The 18,087-nt window shown below is 45.3% G+C and carries 13 protein-coding genes; 7 read left to right on the top strand and 6 right to left on the bottom strand.

What is annotated here, in order from left to right; translation table 11 throughout:
- Positions 1-108: 108 nt before the first annotated feature.
- The gene (locus tag AB4589_RS10200; RefSeq protein ID WP_372100332.1) at positions 109-2,667 is read left to right on the top strand and encodes a penicillin-binding protein 1A; all 2,559 of its coding nucleotides are present in this window, start codon (positions 109-111) and stop codon (positions 2,665-2,667) included.
- Positions 2,668-2,774: 107 nt separating this feature from the next.
- On the opposite strand, the gene oxyR is transcribed toward AB4589_RS10200, so the two are convergent.
- The gene (gene oxyR / locus AB4589_RS10195; protein WP_017103618.1) at positions 2,775-3,668 is read right to left on the bottom strand and encodes a DNA-binding transcriptional regulator OxyR; all 894 of its coding nucleotides are present in this window, start codon (positions 3,666-3,668) and stop codon (positions 2,775-2,777) included.
- A 221-nt stretch (positions 3,669-3,889) separates the two neighbouring features.
- Here oxyR and AB4589_RS10190 point away from each other — a divergent pair, with 221 nt between their 5' ends.
- Positions 3,890-4,618 (top strand): glutathione peroxidase, encoded by a 729-nt coding sequence (locus AB4589_RS10190; protein WP_009848898.1) that lies wholly within the window; start codon positions 3,890-3,892, stop codon positions 4,616-4,618.
- Positions 4,619-4,924: 306 nt separating this feature from the next.
- Positions 4,925-6,391, top strand: coding sequence for a dihydrolipoyl dehydrogenase (locus AB4589_RS10185; RefSeq protein ID WP_135382439.1), 1,467 nt, complete (start codon positions 4,925-4,927; stop codon positions 6,389-6,391).
- Between the two features lie 315 nt (positions 6,392-6,706).
- Here the strand turns inward: AB4589_RS10185 and AB4589_RS10180 are convergent, their stop codons facing one another.
- A complete protein-coding gene (locus tag AB4589_RS10180) occupies positions 6,707-7,054 on the bottom strand; it encodes a RidA family protein (protein WP_017073714.1) in 348 nt (115 codons plus the stop codon).
- 87 nt (positions 7,055-7,141) lie between these two features.
- On the opposite strand from AB4589_RS10180, the gene AB4589_RS10175 reads away from it, so the two are divergent.
- Complete coding sequence (locus AB4589_RS10175) at positions 7,142-7,390, top strand: DUF3624 domain-containing protein (RefSeq protein WP_372100329.1); 249 nt, start codon at positions 7,142-7,144, stop codon at positions 7,388-7,390.
- A 254-nt stretch (positions 7,391-7,644) separates the two neighbouring features.
- On the opposite strand, the gene argH is transcribed toward AB4589_RS10175, so the two are convergent.
- The 4 genes from argH to argC all read right to left on the bottom strand — a co-directional run bounded on the left by argH (position 7,645) and on the right by argC (position 12,997).
- Entirely contained in the window at positions 7,645-9,519 is a 1,875-nt protein-coding gene (gene argH, locus AB4589_RS10170) for an argininosuccinate lyase (protein ID WP_009848895.1), read from the bottom strand.
- A 347-nt stretch (positions 9,520-9,866) separates the two neighbouring features.
- A complete protein-coding gene (locus AB4589_RS10165; protein ID WP_192889519.1) occupies positions 9,867-11,078 on the bottom strand; it encodes an argininosuccinate synthase in 1,212 nt (403 codons plus the stop codon).
- Between the two features lie 113 nt (positions 11,079-11,191).
- Positions 11,192-11,980 (bottom strand): acetylglutamate kinase, encoded by a 789-nt coding sequence (gene argB, locus AB4589_RS10160; RefSeq protein ID WP_371709587.1) that lies wholly within the window; start codon positions 11,978-11,980, stop codon positions 11,192-11,194.
- A gap of 12 nt (positions 11,981-11,992) precedes the next feature.
- Positions 11,993-12,997, bottom strand: a complete 1,005-nt coding sequence (gene argC, locus AB4589_RS10155) for an N-acetyl-gamma-glutamyl-phosphate reductase (RefSeq protein ID WP_102258061.1) — start codon at positions 12,995-12,997, stop codon at positions 11,993-11,995.
- A 153-nt stretch (positions 12,998-13,150) separates the two neighbouring features.
- On the opposite strand from argC, the gene argE reads away from it, so the two are divergent.
- The 3 genes from argE (at position 13,151) to AB4589_RS10140 (ending at position 18,062) form a co-directional block, all read left to right on the top strand.
- Entirely contained in the window at positions 13,151-14,287 is a 1,137-nt protein-coding gene (gene argE / locus AB4589_RS10150; protein ID WP_009848891.1) for an acetylornithine deacetylase, read from the top strand.
- Positions 14,288-14,538: 251 nt separating this feature from the next.
- Positions 14,539-17,175: a phosphoenolpyruvate carboxylase gene (gene ppc, locus AB4589_RS10145; RefSeq protein ID WP_170962733.1), complete on the top strand. Its 2,637-nt coding sequence runs from the start codon at positions 14,539-14,541 to the stop codon at positions 17,173-17,175.
- Between the two features lie 347 nt (positions 17,176-17,522).
- Positions 17,523-18,062 (top strand): PadR family transcriptional regulator, encoded by a 540-nt coding sequence (locus tag AB4589_RS10140; protein ID WP_009848889.1) that lies wholly within the window; start codon positions 17,523-17,525, stop codon positions 18,060-18,062.
- Positions 18,063-18,087 lie beyond the last annotated feature (25 nt).

Genomic DNA, 18,087 nt, shown 5'->3' with positions numbered 1-18,087 from the left:
GGGGTTGTGATTATTAGTTAAATAAGCGTTAATAAACGAAAGCTAAGTTTTTAACCTAGAGTACAAGGGTTTGCTGCTTATCAGCCTTAACTAATCAGGGATTATCCGGTGAAGTTCATAAAGCGATTATTCATATTTACATTGATTTGCATGATTCTTGGAGTCAGTACAATTTTCGGATTTTACTATTACGTAAAACCAGAGTTGCCTGATGTTGCCACTTTGCGTGACGTAGAACTCCAAACGCCAATGCAAGTCTTCAGTCAAGACGGTAAATTGATCTCTCAATTTGGTGAAAAGCGTCGTAATCCAGTGACTTATGACGAGATTCCTCGCCACCTAGTTGAAGCTTTGATTGCTACCGAAGATAGCCGCTTTTACGAGCACCCTGGTATTGATCCAATTGGTATCACTCGAGCAGCACTCGTGGTTGCTATGTCCGGTTCAGCCAAACAAGGGGCAAGTACCATTACTCAGCAGCTTGCGCGTAACTTCTTCTTATCTAATGAGAAAAAGATCATGCGTAAAATCAAAGAGATCTTCATTGCGATCCACATAGAGCAACTTCTGAGTAAAGAAGAAATCATGGAGCTTTACGTAAACAAGATCTTCCTTGGTCACCGTTCATATGGTTTCGGCGCAGCAGCGCGTGTTTATTTTGGTAAGGATCTTCCTGAGCTCACCTTAAGTGAATTGGCTACGCTTGCGGGCATGCCAAAAGCACCTTCAACTATGAACCCTATTTATTCTGTTGAGCGTGCGACCAACCGTCGTAACGTGGTATTACGTCGTATGCTAGACGAAAAATACATCACTCAATCGGAGTACGATGACGCTCGCAGTGAAGAACTTATCTCGAAATATCACGGTGCCGAGATTGAACTGAGCGCACCATATGTAGCAGAAGTTGCACGAGCTTGGATGGTTGAACGCTATGGTGAAGCCGCTTACACATCAGGCATGAAGGTCTACACCACCGTTAATTCAAAACTACAAAAAGCAGCGAACCAAGCAGCGATTAAGAACCTACTTGGCTACGATGAACGTCACGGTTACCGTGGTGCTGAAAAAGTATTATGGCAAACGGCGCAATCGGCTTGGGATCAAAAACAAATCGTTAAGCACCTTAAGTCTCAACCAACCTATGGTGACTTAGTACCAGCAGTTGTAACCGCTGTTGATTCGAAAAGCGCTCAAGTTTGGGTTAAGAACCAAGACGAAGGCACTATCGAGTGGCAAGGCATGAACTGGGCGCGTAAATTCCTAACGGACAACCGCCAAGGTCCAGCGCCTTCTCAAGCGAAAGAGATTTTGGCTGTTGGTGAGCAAGTTTGGGTTCGCCATGAAGCAGTAACCGGCGATGAAGTATCTGAAGAGCCTACCGAAGAAACAACAACTGAACCTGAAACACCGGTTGTATGGCGACTAAGCCAAGTACCCAATGCGAACACCGCTTTTGTTGCAATGAACCCGAACAACGGCGCGGTATTGTCGATGGTGGGTGGCTTTAACTTTGTTCACAACAAATTCAACCGTGCAACGCAATCTATTCGTCAGGTGGGTTCTGGTATCAAACCATTTATCTACTCAGCAGCGATTGAGAAAGGCTTAACGCTAGCCTCACTGATCAACGATGCGCCTATCAATCAATGGGATAAGAGCCAAGGCACGGCATGGCGACCAAAGAACTCACCACCGACCTATGTGGGTCCAACTCGTTTACGTATTGGCTTAGCTCAATCTAAAAACGTAATGGCAGTACGTGTACTGCGCGAAGTGGGCTTGGATGATACTCGTAACTACCTAACTCGATTTGGTTTTGATATTGACGAAGTACCGCGCTCTGAAACCATTGCTCTGGGTGCGGGTAGCTTAACGCCAATGAAGGTAGCTCAAGGTTACTCAGTATTCGCTAATGGCGGCTACTACGTTGAACCTTTCTACATCAGCCGCATTGAAACACCATTTGGTGAGACTGAATTCCAAGCGACACCGAAAGTAGTGTGTAAAGACGATTGCCAACAGCCAATGACCTCAGATTCAATGGCTGATGAGTTTGCCGAGCAAGATGTGGATGCCCAAGTACAGTACGCACCCCAAGTGATCACTGAGCAGAACGCGTTCCTTGTTCGTGAAATGATGTACAGCAATATCTGGGGCGGCGGTGACTGGAGTGCTGGCACAGGCTGGAATGGTACAGGTTGGCGTGCTCAACCGCTGAAGCGTCGCGATATTGGCGGAAAAACCGGTACCACCAACGATTCGAAAGATACTTGGTACAGCGGTTACGGCCCTGGCATGGTTGCAACGGTATGGGTTGGCTTTGACAACCACAACCGTAACCTAGGTCGAACCAAAGCGAACTCTAACCTTGGTAAAAATCAAATTACAGGTGCAGAAGCGGGCGCTAAAACAGCAGAGCCGGCATGGGTTGATTTCATGGGCACAGCGTTAGCGGGTGTTCCGGCACAACGTAAAGAGCTTCCAGAAAATATCGTTCGCGTTCGTATCGACCGTGAAACTGGCTTACTGACCAACAAGTTCGACAGCTCATCAATGTTCGAGTATTTCGAGAAAGGCACTGAGCCAACCGAGTACATTACTGAACGTTTCAATGATGACATCTACTCAACGTCATCAGGTGAAGCAGTAGAAGAGCTGTTCTAGTTAGGGTTTGTTGAACCAAGTAACATGAACCAACAAAAAGGGTTGATATGTATTCATATCAACCCTTTTTTTGTATCTATAATCAGAGCTATCTACGATTTAAATTACTAAACAGCTTTATCTAATTGAGTTCGGATAGCCTCAGCCAATTGCTCAAAGCGCCCCTTTAACGGAGAGCCCGGTCGGTAGGCAACAACAATGCGACGTGAAGGTGTTGGGTTCACCGCTGGAACGTAACACACACCATCTTTCTGTTTTTCCTTCGGTACCGATAGCTGAGGAAGCAAGGTAATACCTGCCCCTGCCGCCACCATGTTACGCAGCGTTTCTAAGCTGGTCGCTTTAAAGCGCTCATCATCTTTTGCACCCGCAGCAAAACAGAAGCCTAAGGCTTGGTCTCGCAAGCAGTGGCCATCGCCCAGTGCAAGTACGGTTTGTCCATTTAACTGCAGCATATCAACAGTGTCTTGCTTAGCCCACTCATGATCACACGGTACTGCGACGCTTAACGGTTCGTTATACACATCAATCTCTTTGAACGCCGCCGTTTCATCAACTGCAGCCAATACCAAACAATCAAGCTTGCCATCTTCAAGTTGACTCACTAGCTGATGGGTCTGCGCTTCATGCAGGTAAAGCTCAAGATCGGGAAAGCACTCTTTAAGGTGAGGAATGATCTTAGGTAAAATATAAGGGCCAACGGTCGGAATAAAACCAATGTGCATCGGCCCCGTCATCGCTTCACCATGTCCACTTGCCATATCCTTAAAAGTCTTTACTTCATTGAGAATACGCTTGGCTTGTTCAACAAGTTGTAACCCTGATTCTGTAAATATGACCTTCCTTGGACTACGCTCGGTTAACTGAAGTCCAATTTCATCTTCTAGTTTGCGTATTTGACCGCTTAGTGTCGGCTGACTGACAAAGCACGCTTCTGCCGCTTTTCGGAAGTGTTTGTGCTCTGCGAGCGCCACCAAGTATTCAAAGTCACGAATGTTCATGATCAGTCTCTTACCTCTGGTTTAATAAGAACAAGGGGTTTCATAGAAACATTTAAAAGAAAAATGCTCTTGATAGAATTTACCTATCAAAACCATAACATCAAACGATTAGAGCTATCAAAGGATTTGTCTAATAATGGGCTCAACGAAACGAAACAGAGCAAAGAAAAACGTTAAGCTCTGATAGAACAAAATTCAAAATACTATTTAAGGAAATCAATATGTTTGCATCTAAAGAAGGTCAATCAATCCCTCAAGTAACATTCCCAACTCGCCAGGGCGATGCATGGGTTAACGTAACGACGGAAGAGCTATTCAAAGACAAGACAGTTATCGTATTCAGCTTACCAGGTGCGTTTACACCGACATGTTCTTCAAGCCACCTACCTCGTTACAACGAGCTACATTCTGTATTCAAAGATAACGGTGTTGATGACATTCTATGTGTTTCAGTAAACGACACATTCGTAATGAACGCTTGGAAAGCAGACCAAGAAGCTGAAAAAATCACATTCATCCCAGATGGTAACGGTGATTTCACAGACGGTATGGGCATGCTAGTTGAGAAAAACGACATCGGCTTCGGCAAACGTTCATGGCGCTACAGCATGCTGGTTAAAAACGGCGTGGTAGAAAAAATGTTCATCGAAGAAGACGTACCAGGCGACCCGTTCAAGGTTTCTGATGCAGATACTATGCTTAACTACATTGCACCTGAGCACAAAGAGCAAGAGTCAATCACAGTATTCACTAAGCCAGGCTGTCCTTTCTGTATGAAAGCGAAGCAGAACCTAATCGACAAAGGTTTGAACTACGAAGAAGTAGTACTAGGTAAAGACGCGACAACAGTAAGCCTACGTGCAATCTCTGGTCGCACAACGGTTCCACAAGTATTCATCGGTGGCAAACACATCGGTGGTAGCGAAGAACTTGAAGCTTTCCTAGGTTAATGACTTACCATCGATATAAGCCTAATCGTTAAGTTAACTAAGCAATATCAGCTAACCCACCCTCTTGTGAGTTAGCTATTCCAAACACTCTTATCTGAGCTTTGGAAAGAGAATATAGCTTGTGACTCGCCCGTCTTTAACTAACCTATAGTTAGTAACAAGAAGCAGATAGCAATAAAGGCAGAGCTACAAGCTAAACCTAATAAAACAGAATCACAAAACTGACCCGCAATCCTGACTCTTAAAAAATCACCAGAGTTGGAGGGGTTCGTTCAAACTAAATTTAGCTATTGCGAGAAAATTATTATGAAACAAGTCAATGTAGATGTAGCAGTTATCGGGGGCGGTACGGCAGGTTTAGGTTCTTACCGCGCTGCAAAAGCACACACTGACAGTGTTGTGATGATTGAAGGCGGCCCTTACGGTACAACCTGTGCTCGTGTTGGTTGTATGCCATCTAAACTGCTTATTGCAGCGGCTGAAAGTGTACACCAAATTGAGAAAGCTCCGGCTTTTGGCGTTCACCCACAAGGTGATATCGTGATTAACGGCCGTGAAGTAATGGACCGAGTGAAGTTTGAACGTGACCGTTTTGTTGGTTTTGTTTTAGAAGGTGTTGATGAAATCCCAGAACAAGACAAGATTTCTGGCTACGCAAAGTTCTTAGATGACAACACGCTACAAATCGATGACCACACAGTTGTGACGGCTAAGCGTATTGTTATCGCAACAGGTTCTCGCCCTGCATACCCTGCAGTTTGGAATGAACTTGGCGACCGTCTAATCATTAATGATGACGTATTCAGCTGGGATGATTTACCAGAATCAGTGGCAGTATTTGGCCCGGGCGTTATTGGCCTAGAGCTTGGTCAGTCACTGCACCGCTTGGGTGTAAAAACAAAACTGTTCGGTTTAGGTGGTCAAGTAGGCCCGGTAACCGACCCAGAGATCATGGCTTACGCAGACAAAGCCTTCAATGAAGAATTCTACCTTGATGCCGACGTAAAAATCGAAAGCATGAAACGTATTACTACTGACTCGGGTGAAGATCGCGTCGAGATCCAGTTCATCAATAAACAAGGTGAACTAGAAACTAACGTCGTTGAATATGTACTTGCAGCAACAGGTCGTCGTCCAAACACTGATAAGCTTGGCCTAGAGAATACCTCTCTAGAACTTGATGAACGTGGTGTTCCTATCGCAGACCACTACACACTACAAACATCGCTACCATCAGTATTTATTGCCGGTGACGCAAGTAACCAACTGCCTCTACTGCATGAAGCAGCAGACCAAGCACGTATTGCGGGTGATAACGCAGGTCGCTTCCCAGAGATTCGTGCAGGCCTACGCCGTTCTAAAATCTCAGCGGTATTCTCTGACCCACAAATCGCGATGGTTGGTGAAACTTACAAAGAGATCACCACACGCTTAGGCACATGTGGTTGTTTCGCAACAGGTGAAGTGTCTTTCGAGAACCAAGGTCGTTCACGAGTGATGCTGCGCAACAAAGGTATTCTGCACGTATACGGCGAGCAAGGTACAGGCCGCTTCCTTGGTGCTGAAATGATGGGACCAAACGCAGAACACTTGGCTCACCTATTAGCTTGGGCACACCAGAACAAGATGACGGTTTCTGAAATGCTAGACATGCCGTTCTACCACCCAGTGATTGAAGAAGGTGTGCGAACAGCGCTACGTGACCTGAATGCGAAACTGCACCTTGGTCCAGAGATGGTGAAACACTGTCTAGATTGTGGCCCTGGTTGTTAATCTCAGGCTATCGTTAGCAATGAGCAAACGCTAGATACTAAAAAGGAAAGCCATTGGCTTTCCTTTTTGTTTTTGGCAACGAGCAAATAACAGATTCCCGATTACGCTCCTTCGTCGCTTTCGGGAATGACGTAACTTTTAACGCACATCTGAGCCGAAGCCAATCAGTGTGATGGTAGTTTTAAAAACGCATCTAAGCTGAAGCAGACCAAAGTGACGCATCAGCTAAACCAAAACTTAACCGTCATTCCAGAACCGCGGGACGAGGTATCTGGGATCTCTTGAAGCCATTGCGTCACTAAAAGCTTTAAGCAATTACTTCTCAGCAGCAATCACAGAGATCTCAACAAGTAGCGCTTCACGAGCCATATCACCCGTTACACATGCGCGAGCTGGAGCGTGACCTTCAGGAACCCATGCATCCCAAACTGCGTTCATTTCTTGGAAGTCTTTCATGTCTTTCAAGTAAATCGTTGCTGACAGCATGTGCTCTTTATCACTGCCCGCTTGCTCAAGTAGGGTCTCCACTTTATCTAGCATCGTTTGTGTTTGTTCTGTGATGTCTTTAGTTGCATCAGCACACACTTGGCCACATAGGTAGATAGTGCCGTTGTGTTTAACAATACGGCTCATGCGTTGTTTGGTTTCTTGGCGCTCAATCATCGACTTTCTCTCTCTGTGTCACCGTGATCCAATATCTTGTGACGTGGTATTATCAAGGCAACAAGCATAACGCGAATCAAACCCAAGATGACATGCATTCATTGCAATAAAAGTGAAAAAATCCGTAACAAACTCGATCGCTGCCAACGTTGTATGAACCAACTGATGGTGTTGTCGATTTTAAGTTGGGGAGTGTGGTGGTTATTTTTCAAAGAAGACCCAAAAACCATCAATGCCATCGCCTTGATGATGGCCGCGTTGGCATTCAGTAGTTTGCTGTCACTGCATTGGATAATGAAATTTGTCGTGCTTCCTTTGAGGAAAAAGAAGCGTTAGCAGAGAGGCTTTATTAGATAAACGAAAATGGCTAGATGTTCGATTCAATGACCCAATAGTGCTTCGATTTAACAACCGCTCCTCATTTCCCAAACAACAGATAGAAAAAAGCCCCAGAACCAATCGATTCTAGGGCTTTCTTAGAAAATTCTAAGAAAAAGCAGTGGTACTTTAATAGACCGGACTTTTCTTAGTTTGTTCCCAAAAAAGATCAGATTTTTGATCTTTTTTTTAGGGGCTATAAAATCAATACCTTATGCAACATTCACCTTTGCGATGATCTGTTCAACCAAGTTCACTTCCAACGCCACTTCATCACATGCATGTTGGCGAGGACACTGATCACAATCTTTCAGTACCTTCTCAGGCAACAGAGATTTTGATGTTGGTAAGAAGTCATGCTTCATAAAGAACTCTGGGGTACGAGTCAGCACAAACACCTTCTTGATCGCCATTTGTCGCGCTTTATCAACCAAGTGCTGCACAATCGCGGTGCCCTGCCCTTGGCCTTGCCAACCAGCTTCAACACCTAACGAACGGATTTCCGCTAAGCCAGAGTCATACACATAGAGTGACGCACAACCTGTCACCTCACCATGATGCTCTGCGACGGCAAACGAACCAATATCACGCACCAGTTCATTACGAGAACGAGGCAGGTTTTCACCCATATTCGCCCAGTAGGCCACCATGCCTTCCAACGCTTCAATATCGGTCAGACGAGCAGAACGAACCTTAACGATAGAAGTATCACGCTGTGATAAACGCTTCTCTGCTTGGTCAACCGCGTAAGCCACTTGTTGTGGTGATACACCGCCTAGCGCACTACGTTTTTCAAGACACGATTCAATGGTCAGGATGTCATACACATCCTCTTCAATCACCTCAGAGAACTCTTTCATCTCTGCGATGGTTAACTCTTCTAATGCGCAGCCTTTAGCAATAGCTGCGACGACTGTTACACCAACAATGTGGTGAGCTTCACGGAAAGGAATGCCTTTCGCTACTAAGTAATCAGCCAATTCTGTTGAGTTCGCATAACCTTGCTTCGCTGCTTCAAGTGTACGTTCGCCGTTCACTTTAATGCCATCAAAACAAAGAGCAGCCATTTCCATACAATCATTCCAAGTATCTAAAGCGTCGAACAGACCTTCTTTATCTTCTTGCATGTCTTTGTTGTACGCCAAAGGCAGAGCTTTTACAGTCATCATCATTGCAGCTAATGAACCGTACACACGGCCAGTTTTGCCACGGATTAGCTCTAGCGCATCTGGGTTTTTCTTTTGTGGCATCAGAGATGAACCTGATGTCACGGTATCTGCTAACTCGATGAAGTTCGATTCACCCGAGTTGTAGAAAATCATATCTTCTGCAAGACGCGAAAGGTGAAGCATTGAGATAGATGCAATCGACATCAGCTCCATCACATGGTCACGGTCAGAAACTGAATCTAGAGAGTTACGCGTTGCACGATGGAAACCTAAGTTGTGAGCTAACTCTTCACGGTCCATCGGGTAAGCAGTTCCAGCAAGGGCACCAGAACCCAGCGGACATGTATCTAGACGCTTAATCGCATCATTCAAACGAGAATAATCACGCTCAAGCATTTCAACGTAAGCCAAGCACCAGTGAGCAAAAGTTACCGGCTGAGCACGTTGTAAGTGAGTGTAGCCAGGAAGCACGGTTTCTTGATGCTGAGAAGCGACGTTCACCATTTGGCTTTGTAGGCGATCCAATGCAAGTAGCAGTTGGTTACCTTGCTGACGACACCATAGTTTAAGGTCTGTCGCCACTTGGTCATTACGAGAACGGCCAGTGTGAAGTTTTTTGCCCAAGTCACCGACTTTGCCGATAAGTTGTTGCTCGACCCAGCTGTGAATATCTTCTGCATCAGAACGTAGAATCTGTTCAGGGTCTTCCATCACCTCAAGTTTTAGCTCATTCAACGCTAACTCAAGCTTCTGTTGCTCTTCTTCGGTTAATACGTTGACCGACAGTAGAGCTTTAGACCAGGCAATTGAGCCCACAATGTCTTGCTCAGCCAATCGGTAATCAAAACGAAGAGAATCGTTAAAATCTTTAAACCGGGTGTCTGCTGCTTGGGTAAATCTACCGCCCCATAATGCCATTGTGTATCTCCTAATTGCACAGTGCTCACTGTTTTTGCAAATGATAATTCTGATTAAAATTCAGTATTTTTCTGATGGTTTAAACTTACGGCAATTCAAAATGAAAATAAAGTATTAATTCATTATTTTCACATATTTATTCACCAATAGTTCAATCCATTGATTATTTTTAGCGTGGAGCGCGAATTATATGCCATCCGATAGGAAAAACCGAAGCTGATTTATTCGGCAAATAGAAAGTAAAAAGCCCACTCACTAATCAATAGTGAATGGGCTTTGCATAATAATGTCTGTTTACTGGCCTTCAACCTTTCGCTAAAGGCTAGCTCACTAACTCATTGTTCGGATTACTTTTGGCTATTCAGAGCACGGATACGGCTTGATAGCGAGTAAAGACGGATGAAGCCTTCAGCGTGGCTTTGGTCGTAAACTTCATCTTCACCAAAGGTTGCAAACTCTTCTGAGTACAGGCTGTTGTCAGAACGCTTCTGAGTCACCGTTGCATGGCCTTTGTAAAGTTTGATAACCACTTCGCCGTTAACGTCTTGTGCTAGTTCTTCTGTTGCCGCAAGAATTGACTTACATAGCGGAGTGAACCAACGACCATCGTATACAAGGTGAGAAGCTTTAACACCTAGCTCTTCACGGAATTCAAATGCTGCTTTATCAAGAACCAGTTGCTCTACTGCACGCAGTGCTTCCATCATGATTGTGCCACCTGGAGTTTCGTAACAACCACGAGACTTCATACCAACAAGACGGTTCTCTACGATATCGATACGACCAACACCGTGTTTAGCACCTTTCTCGTTTAGGTAAACCAGCGCGTTGTATGGCGTCATTGTTTCGCCGTCAACCGCAACCACTTCACCTTTTTCAACTTTAAGCGTCACTGTTTCAGATTCGTTTGGCGCTTGCTCTGGGTCTACAGTCCAAGCCCAGCAATCTTCATCAGGGGCATTCCATGTATTTTCTAGTACGCCACCTTCTGTAGAGATGTGCCATGCGTTTGCATCACGCGAGTAAATCTTAGTTAGAGAAGCGGTACAAGGGATGTTACGCTCAGCTAGGTAGTCTAGACACTCTTCACGGCTCACTAGATCCCATTCACGCCAAGGCGCAATTACGTGTAGGTCTGGTGCGAGGGCAGCAAATGCACCTTCAAAACGAACTTGGTCATTCCCCTTACCTGTACAGCCGTGACACAGTGCGTCTGCACCTACTTTACGTGCAACTTCAACCTGAGCTTTCGCAATGATTGGACGAGCCATTGAAGTACCTAACAAGTATTTGCCTTCGTAGTAAGCACCCGTTTTTAGTGTTGGGTAGATGTAATCTGCCACCATCTCTTCTTTAAGGTCAGCGATGTAACACTCAGAAGCACCAGATGCTTTTGCTTTCTCTTCAATACCAATCAGCTCTTCATCGCCTTGGCCTACATCTGCAACAAATGCGATAACTTCGCAATCATAGTTCTCTTTCAACCATGGAATAATTACTGATGTGTCTAGACCGCCAGAGTAGGCTACTACAACTTTCTTTACGTTAACTTTGCTCATTTTCTTTCTCCTAGTTTCCATACTGCACATGGCGGTCAGCGTTGGAAATGACTTCATTATTATGTGTTAAATTTATTTGTCTAAATTCTTTAAGTAGTAACTCGTTGTGAGGTCTACTGAGGTAAAAACTGCGTTCCTATGCTTTTACCTGAAAACAGCTGTGTTAGCTTTTCTGGGTATCGCCAAGTGGCAACTTCGATTGGTCGTCCAAGGTCGTTAGCGGCTTCTAGTGCGGCTTGAACCTTAACGATCATGCCATCGGTAATCACTTTGCCTGTAATAAGGTCATCAGCTTGTTGTTGATTAAGGCTTGGAATCAGGTGACCTTTGCCATCCAACACACCGCTTACATCAGAAAGCAGTACCAATTCAGCATCAAGCGCGCCAGCTACAGCTACAGCAGCTTGGTCTGCATTGACGTTCATCAGTTGGCCTTGCTCAGTCAGACCAATTGAGCTAATGATTGGCAGTGCGCCCGTATTAAGAATCGCTTGCAGAACGGTTGAGTCGCCCGGCTCCGCTTTTCCTACCGCGCCCAGTTCAGGGTTCAGTTCGCTCACTTTGCATAAACCACCATCTGCAAGGCTCAAACCAACGGCATTGATACCGTCTTTAATTGCCTGACCTTGAAGTAGTTTGTTGGCCGTGCCCGCTAGCGCGCCAGCGATAACAGGGATCTGATCATAAGGAGTAACACGTAGCCCCTCTTTCTTAACTGTTTCGAGGTTCAACTTATTCATCAAATCATCAACAAGGTAACCGCCGCCGTGAACAATCACGATTGGTCGCTGTGCCTGTTGTTGGTAAGCTGAAATCGCACCAAATAACTTGCTAAGTGTTTCACCACAAGATAGCGCAGCGCCACCTAACTTTATGATTAATGGTTGATTATTAAGGCTCATATCTAGATTCCCTTACACTAACGCAGTTAATGGCGCAAAACCATAACGTAAATTTAAACACTGCATCGCTTGGCTAGATGCACCCTTTAACAAGTTATCAATCGCCGAAACAACGATGATGTGCTGACCTTGTACCTTCCAGCCTAAATCGCAGAAAGGTGTCTGTTCTACATCTTGAATTCTTGGCAATGTCTCTTCGAGCAATCTCACGGCTGGCTTACCTTGATAAGCTTGCTCGAAGGCATCTTGTATCTGTTGTTCTGTCACACCGTCAGCCAGTTTCATGGTAATGGTCGCTAAAATGCCACGCTTAAAGTTGCCGAGGTGCGGGGTGAAAATCACATCACATCCTAAATGTGCGACCATTTCAGGTTGATGACGGTGATTGAAGACGCCATAAGCTTGCAGGCTCACTTCGCAGAAGCTGTTAACCATGGTCGCCTTGCGGCCTGCACCAGTCACACCGCTGGTTGCGTTAATCACTGGCCATTGGTTCTCATCAAGTAACTTGGCTTCAACCAAAGGCTTAATCGCCAGTTGTGATGCCGTTGGGTAACAACCCGCTACCGCAACAAGCTGAGCTTCTTTTATTTCTTGTTCGTTCCATTCCGCTAAACCGTAAGCCGCTTTGTCTAGCCATTGTTCGTGTTGATGTTCAAAACCGTAAAACTCTTGATAGAAGTTTTCACCTTTAACTCTGAATGCACCCGATAGGTCGAAAACTTGGCAATCGTTCTCTAGAAAAATGGGCGCTAGGTCGTGACTGACTTCGTGTGCCGTTGCTAGAAAAATCACATCAGACTGTTTAGCCACTTCTTCCGGATTTGTTAAAGGTTGTACTGGCATATCAATCAGGCCAGCTAACTTACCGTGCAGTGCAGCGATAGGTTTGCCCGCATCTACACTATTGGCTGAGACATATAAACCTGATAGCGTGAGCTCAGGGTGTCTGTTTATCATTAGAGCCAGTTCTGCTCCTGTATAGCCGCTTGCACCAATGATCGTGGTTTTCAACATCTCAACACATCCATTCTTGAGGTAAGTTATATTTCAAATTTGACTATTCATACTTAATTTTTAGCTATATTTGATTTCTTATGCATTAAATATGATTTAATATGTGTTTTACCGACTTATGGTTTTCCTGTCAATAGTAGAAGTGAAGATATTATGCAATTACCGAGTTTCCTTGAGGTCTATAAAGGCCTAATTTCCACCGACTCCATTAGCTCAACAGATCCAAGCTGGGATCATGGCAACGAGAAAGTGATCGAAAAAATGGCTCAATGGTTTAAAGACGTAGGCTTTAGCGTTGAGGTCGTGGAAGTCGAACCCGGCAAGCATAATATGGTCGCAAAGATGGGTTCTGGCGAAGGGGGCTTATTGCTTGCAGGACACAGCGACACCGTGCCATTCGATGAAGGACGTTGGAACTTCGACCCTCACGCATTGACAGAACACAACAACCGCTTCTACGGATTAGGCACCGCCGATATGAAAGGCTTTTTTGCCTTCGTTTATGAAGCTGCTAAGAAAATGGATTGGAGCAAGCAAACCAAGCCGCTTTATGTTTTAGCTACGTGTGACGAAGAAACCACTATGCTAGGTGCACGTCATTTCACTGAAAATGCGCCGTTTAAACCGGACTACTGCATTATTGGTGAGCCGACCAGCCTAGTGCCTATTCGCGGTCATAAAGGTCACGTCGCTAATGCTGTGCGAGTAACGGGTAAATCAGGTCACTCTTCTGATCCTGCATTAGGCGTTAACGCCATCGAGATCATGCATGAAGTGCTGTTTGCTTTAATGCAGCTGCGTGACAAGTTAGTCAAAGAGTACCATCACCCGGGTTTCGCGATTCCAAGCCCTACTCTAAATCTTGGGCATATTCACGGAGGAGATAGCGCTAACCGAATCTGTGGTTGTTGTGAATTACACTACGACGTTCGTCCTTTACCGGGCATCAGCTTAGATGGTTTGGATAACATGCTACGCAGCGCGCTCAAGGAAGTAGAAGCAAAATGGCCGGGCAGGATTGAGATTACTCCCCTGCATGAGCCGATTCCGGGTTACGAATGTCAGCACGATCATCCATTTATCGGTGGCATGGAATCAGTGTGTGAAACCGAATCTCAAACTGTGAACTATTGTACTGAAGCACCTTTCCTTCAGGAGTTATGTCCAACCTTAGTGTTAGGCCCAGGCTCAATCGACCAAGCTCACCAACCGGATGAGTTCTTAAGCTTCGATTTTATTGACCCTACAATTGATGTTCTGAGTAAATCGATCCGTAAATATTGTTTCTAGTTATTACTTTCCTTCCGATATTTTCATATAAAAGCCACCCGAAAAGGTGGCTTTTATTCTGTTATCCCTGACACAGCCCGATCTTGTAATTAAATTTCACTTTTTCCCTAAGTTTTGAAAAATTTACTTCTCCCGCATTTTTAAACCTAATAATTGCAAACTTAGAATGCTTTATTTGACTAGATACAGCACTTTTCGCTAGATTGTGTACTTAACAAGGAACAATGGATGTAATTTTTTTACGAGGCAGGATGACAATGAACGAGAAATACGCCGCTCTCAAGAGTAACGTAAGCATGCTAGGACGCTTGCTAGGTAACACAATCCAAGATGCACATGGTGACGTTATCTTAGAGAAAGTGGAGACTATCCGTAAACTTTCCAAATCCGCCCGCGCAGGCAACAAAGCTGACCGTGACAGCCTAGTTGAAGAAATCAAAAACCTGCCGAACGAACAACTCACTCCTGTTGCTCGTGCATTTAACCAATTTCTCAACCTCACCAACATGGCAGAGCAATACCATACGATCTCTCGCCACTGTGAGGAGCATGTTTGTGAACCAGATGTGCTGCAATCTCTATTTTCCAAATTAAATCAGAATGACATCAGCAAGCTAGACGCGGCTCAAGCCGTTCGCGACCTGAACATTGAACTCGTTCTGACTGCACACCCAACAGAAATCACTCGTCGCACCATGATCAACAAGCTGGTAAAGATCAACGAGTGTCTGTCTAAATTAGAATTAAGCGACCTATCACACAAAGAGCGTGTGAAAACCGAACGCCGCCTAGAGCAACTTATTGCTCAAGGTTGGCACTCTGATGTAATTCGTCAGCAGCGCCCAACGCCACTTGATGAAGCTAAGTGGGGCTTTGCGGTTGTCGAAAACTCACTTTGGGAAGCTGTGCCTGATTTCCTACGTGAAATGGATGGTCGATTAAAAGGTTACCTTGGTGAAGGCCTGCCAATTGATGCGCGCCCTGTTCATTTCTCATCTTGGATGGGTGGTGACCGCGATGGTAACCCATTCGTAACGCACACCATCACTAAAGAAGTACTGCGTCTGTCTCGCTGGAAAGCCGCTGATCTATACCTAGGTGACGTGAACGAGTTGATTACCGAACTGTCGATGACCAAGTGTAATGATGCCGTTCGTGAATTGGCTGGCGATGAGCACGAAGCTTACCGTGCAATCCTGAAGAGCCTACGTACTCTGCTCAACAACACGCTAGAAGTGCTTGATGCAAAACTGCATGACGCAGAAGTACCGAAGAAAGAAACTCTCCAGAACATAGACCAACTTTGGACACCACTTTACGCATGTTACCAATCACTGCACGAATGTGGCATGGGCGTAATCGCGGACGGTTCTCTACTTGATACGCTACGCCGCCTAAAAGCATTCGGCGTGCATTTGGTTCGTCTCGATGTTCGTCAAGAAAGTACTCGTCACTCAGATGTGCTATCTGAATTGACTCGCTACCTAGGCATTGGTGATTACGACCAATGGAGCGAGCAAGATAAGGTTGCTTTCTTAACCAATGAATTAAGCTCAAAGCGCCCACTGTTACCACGCGACTGGGAGCCATCTGAGCAGGTCAAAGAGGTTTTAGACACCTGTAAGGTCGTTGCTGCTCAACCTCGAGAAGCCTTTGGTGCTTACGTGATCTCTATGGCTCGTACTGCGTCGGATGTATTGGCTGTACATTTGCTTCTACAAGAATGTGGTTGCCCGTACCGCATGGACGTATGTCCATTGTTCGAAACGCTAGACGACTTGAACAACTCAGAAGCGGTAATGAAACAGCTAATGAGCATCGATTTATACCGTGGCTTTATCCAGAACCACCAAATGGTGATGATCGGATATTCTGACTCAGCTAAAGATGCCGGTGTAATGTCTGCAGGCTGGGCGCAATACGATGCAATGGACAAGCTAGTTAAGGCTTGTGAAGAAGAAGGCATTGAACTGACTCTATTCCACGGTCGTGGTGGTACGGTTGGTCGTGGTGGTGCGCCAGCGCACGCAGCTCTTCTTTCTCAGCCACCTAAAAGCTTGAAAGGCGGCTTACGTGTAACTGAACAAGGCGAAATGATCCGCTTTAAACTTGGCTTGCCAGATGTTGCAGTTAATAGCTTCAACCTATACGCAAGTGCTATTCTAGAAGCGAACCTTCTGCCACCACCAGAGCCAAAACAAGAATGGCGCGACCTAATGGAAGTGCTGTCTGAAGTATCTTGCGAAGCTTACCGCAACGTCGTTCGTGGTGAAGAGAAGTTTGTTCCTTACTTCCGCCAAGCGACGCCAGAGCTAGAGTTAGGCAAGTTACCTCTTGGTTCTCGTCCTGCGAAACGTAACCCGAACGGCGGCGTAGAAAGCCTACGTGCGATCCCATGGATCTTCTCATGGAGCCAAAACCGTTTGGTACTTCCTGCATGGTTAGGCGCTGGTGAAGCGATTCAATACTCTGTCGATCAAGGCCATCAAGCGCTACTTGAAGAGATGTGTCGTGAATGGCCATTCTTCTCGACTCGTCTAGGTATGTTGGAAATGGTGTACTCGAAGTGCAACATGGAAATCGCTAAGTACTACGACCAGCGACTTGTTGACGAAGAGCTATTACCTCTGGGTGAGTTACTGCGTGAACAGCTGCAAAAAGACATCAAAGCGGTGCTAAATGTAGAAAATAACGAGAACTTGATGCAAAGCGACCCTTGGGGACTTGAGTCAATTCGTCTGCGTAACATCTATGTTGAGCCACTAAACATGCTTCAAGCGGAACTGCTTTACCGTACTCGTAAGTGTGAAACACCACCAGCAGAGCTAGAAGAAGCGCTAATGGTGACGATTGCAGGTATTGCAGCAGGTATGCGAAACACTGGTTAATTAGTGATTCCATCTACAAAACAAACAAAAGGTCGCCATTGGCGGCCTTTTTATTTTGCCAAATGACCACTAGTGAGTATTTTGTCAGTTTTTTGGGTTATTTTGTCCATGTATTCTACTTTATGCTTATTATTTAGATATACTACTGCTCCGCTGCAGAAACACTCCAAAATAATAATCTGCGGCACTCGACCAATAAACTGGTCAACCTAGGTGATAAACGGCTTTGTAAGGTGACATAACCAACGATTGAGTTGGTGCTACTTGAACATAACCAATATAACGTGCCATAGAAGCACACTTGTTGTTCAAGTATTTGTTTACTGTTTACCATTTGGATTTCAGACATGTCATTACCACACGTAATTTTAACCGTTTTAAGTACACGCGATGCTACTGGTTACGATATCACAAAAGAATTCTCCGCAAGCATTGGTTACTTCTGGAAAGCTAGCCACCAACAAGTTTACCGCGAGCTAAATAAAATGGCTCAGAACGACCAGGTAACTTGCGTACTTGAGCCTCAAGAAGGCAAACCTGATCGTAAAGTTTACTCTATCACCGATGCTGGCCGTGGCGCGCTAGGTGAATGGTTTGAACAACCAACTGCACACCCAACCGTTCGTGACGAGTTCTCAGCTAAGTTAATCGCTTGTGCTGTACAACCTTCTGATGCGTACCGTGTACAACTTGCTGAACTAGTAGAAGAGTCTCGCAAACTGGTTTCTCACTACAAAGAAATCGAAGCGGCTTACTACGCAACGCCATCTACACTAGACAAGCAAGCACGCCTAGAGCGTCTAACGCTTCGTCGTAACCTACTGATCCGTGAAGCATGGATTGTATGGGCTGACGAAGTACTGCTTGAACTTGGCGCTCTTGCTTAAGTTAAGCTAGAAACTAGAAACTAGA

It is taken from the genome of Vibrio sp. 10N.222.49.A3 (assembly GCF_041475145.1).
GTDB lineage: Bacteria > Pseudomonadota > Gammaproteobacteria > Enterobacterales > Vibrionaceae > Vibrio > Vibrio tasmaniensis_A.
This window is presented reverse-complemented; position numbering and strand designations above follow the sequence as displayed.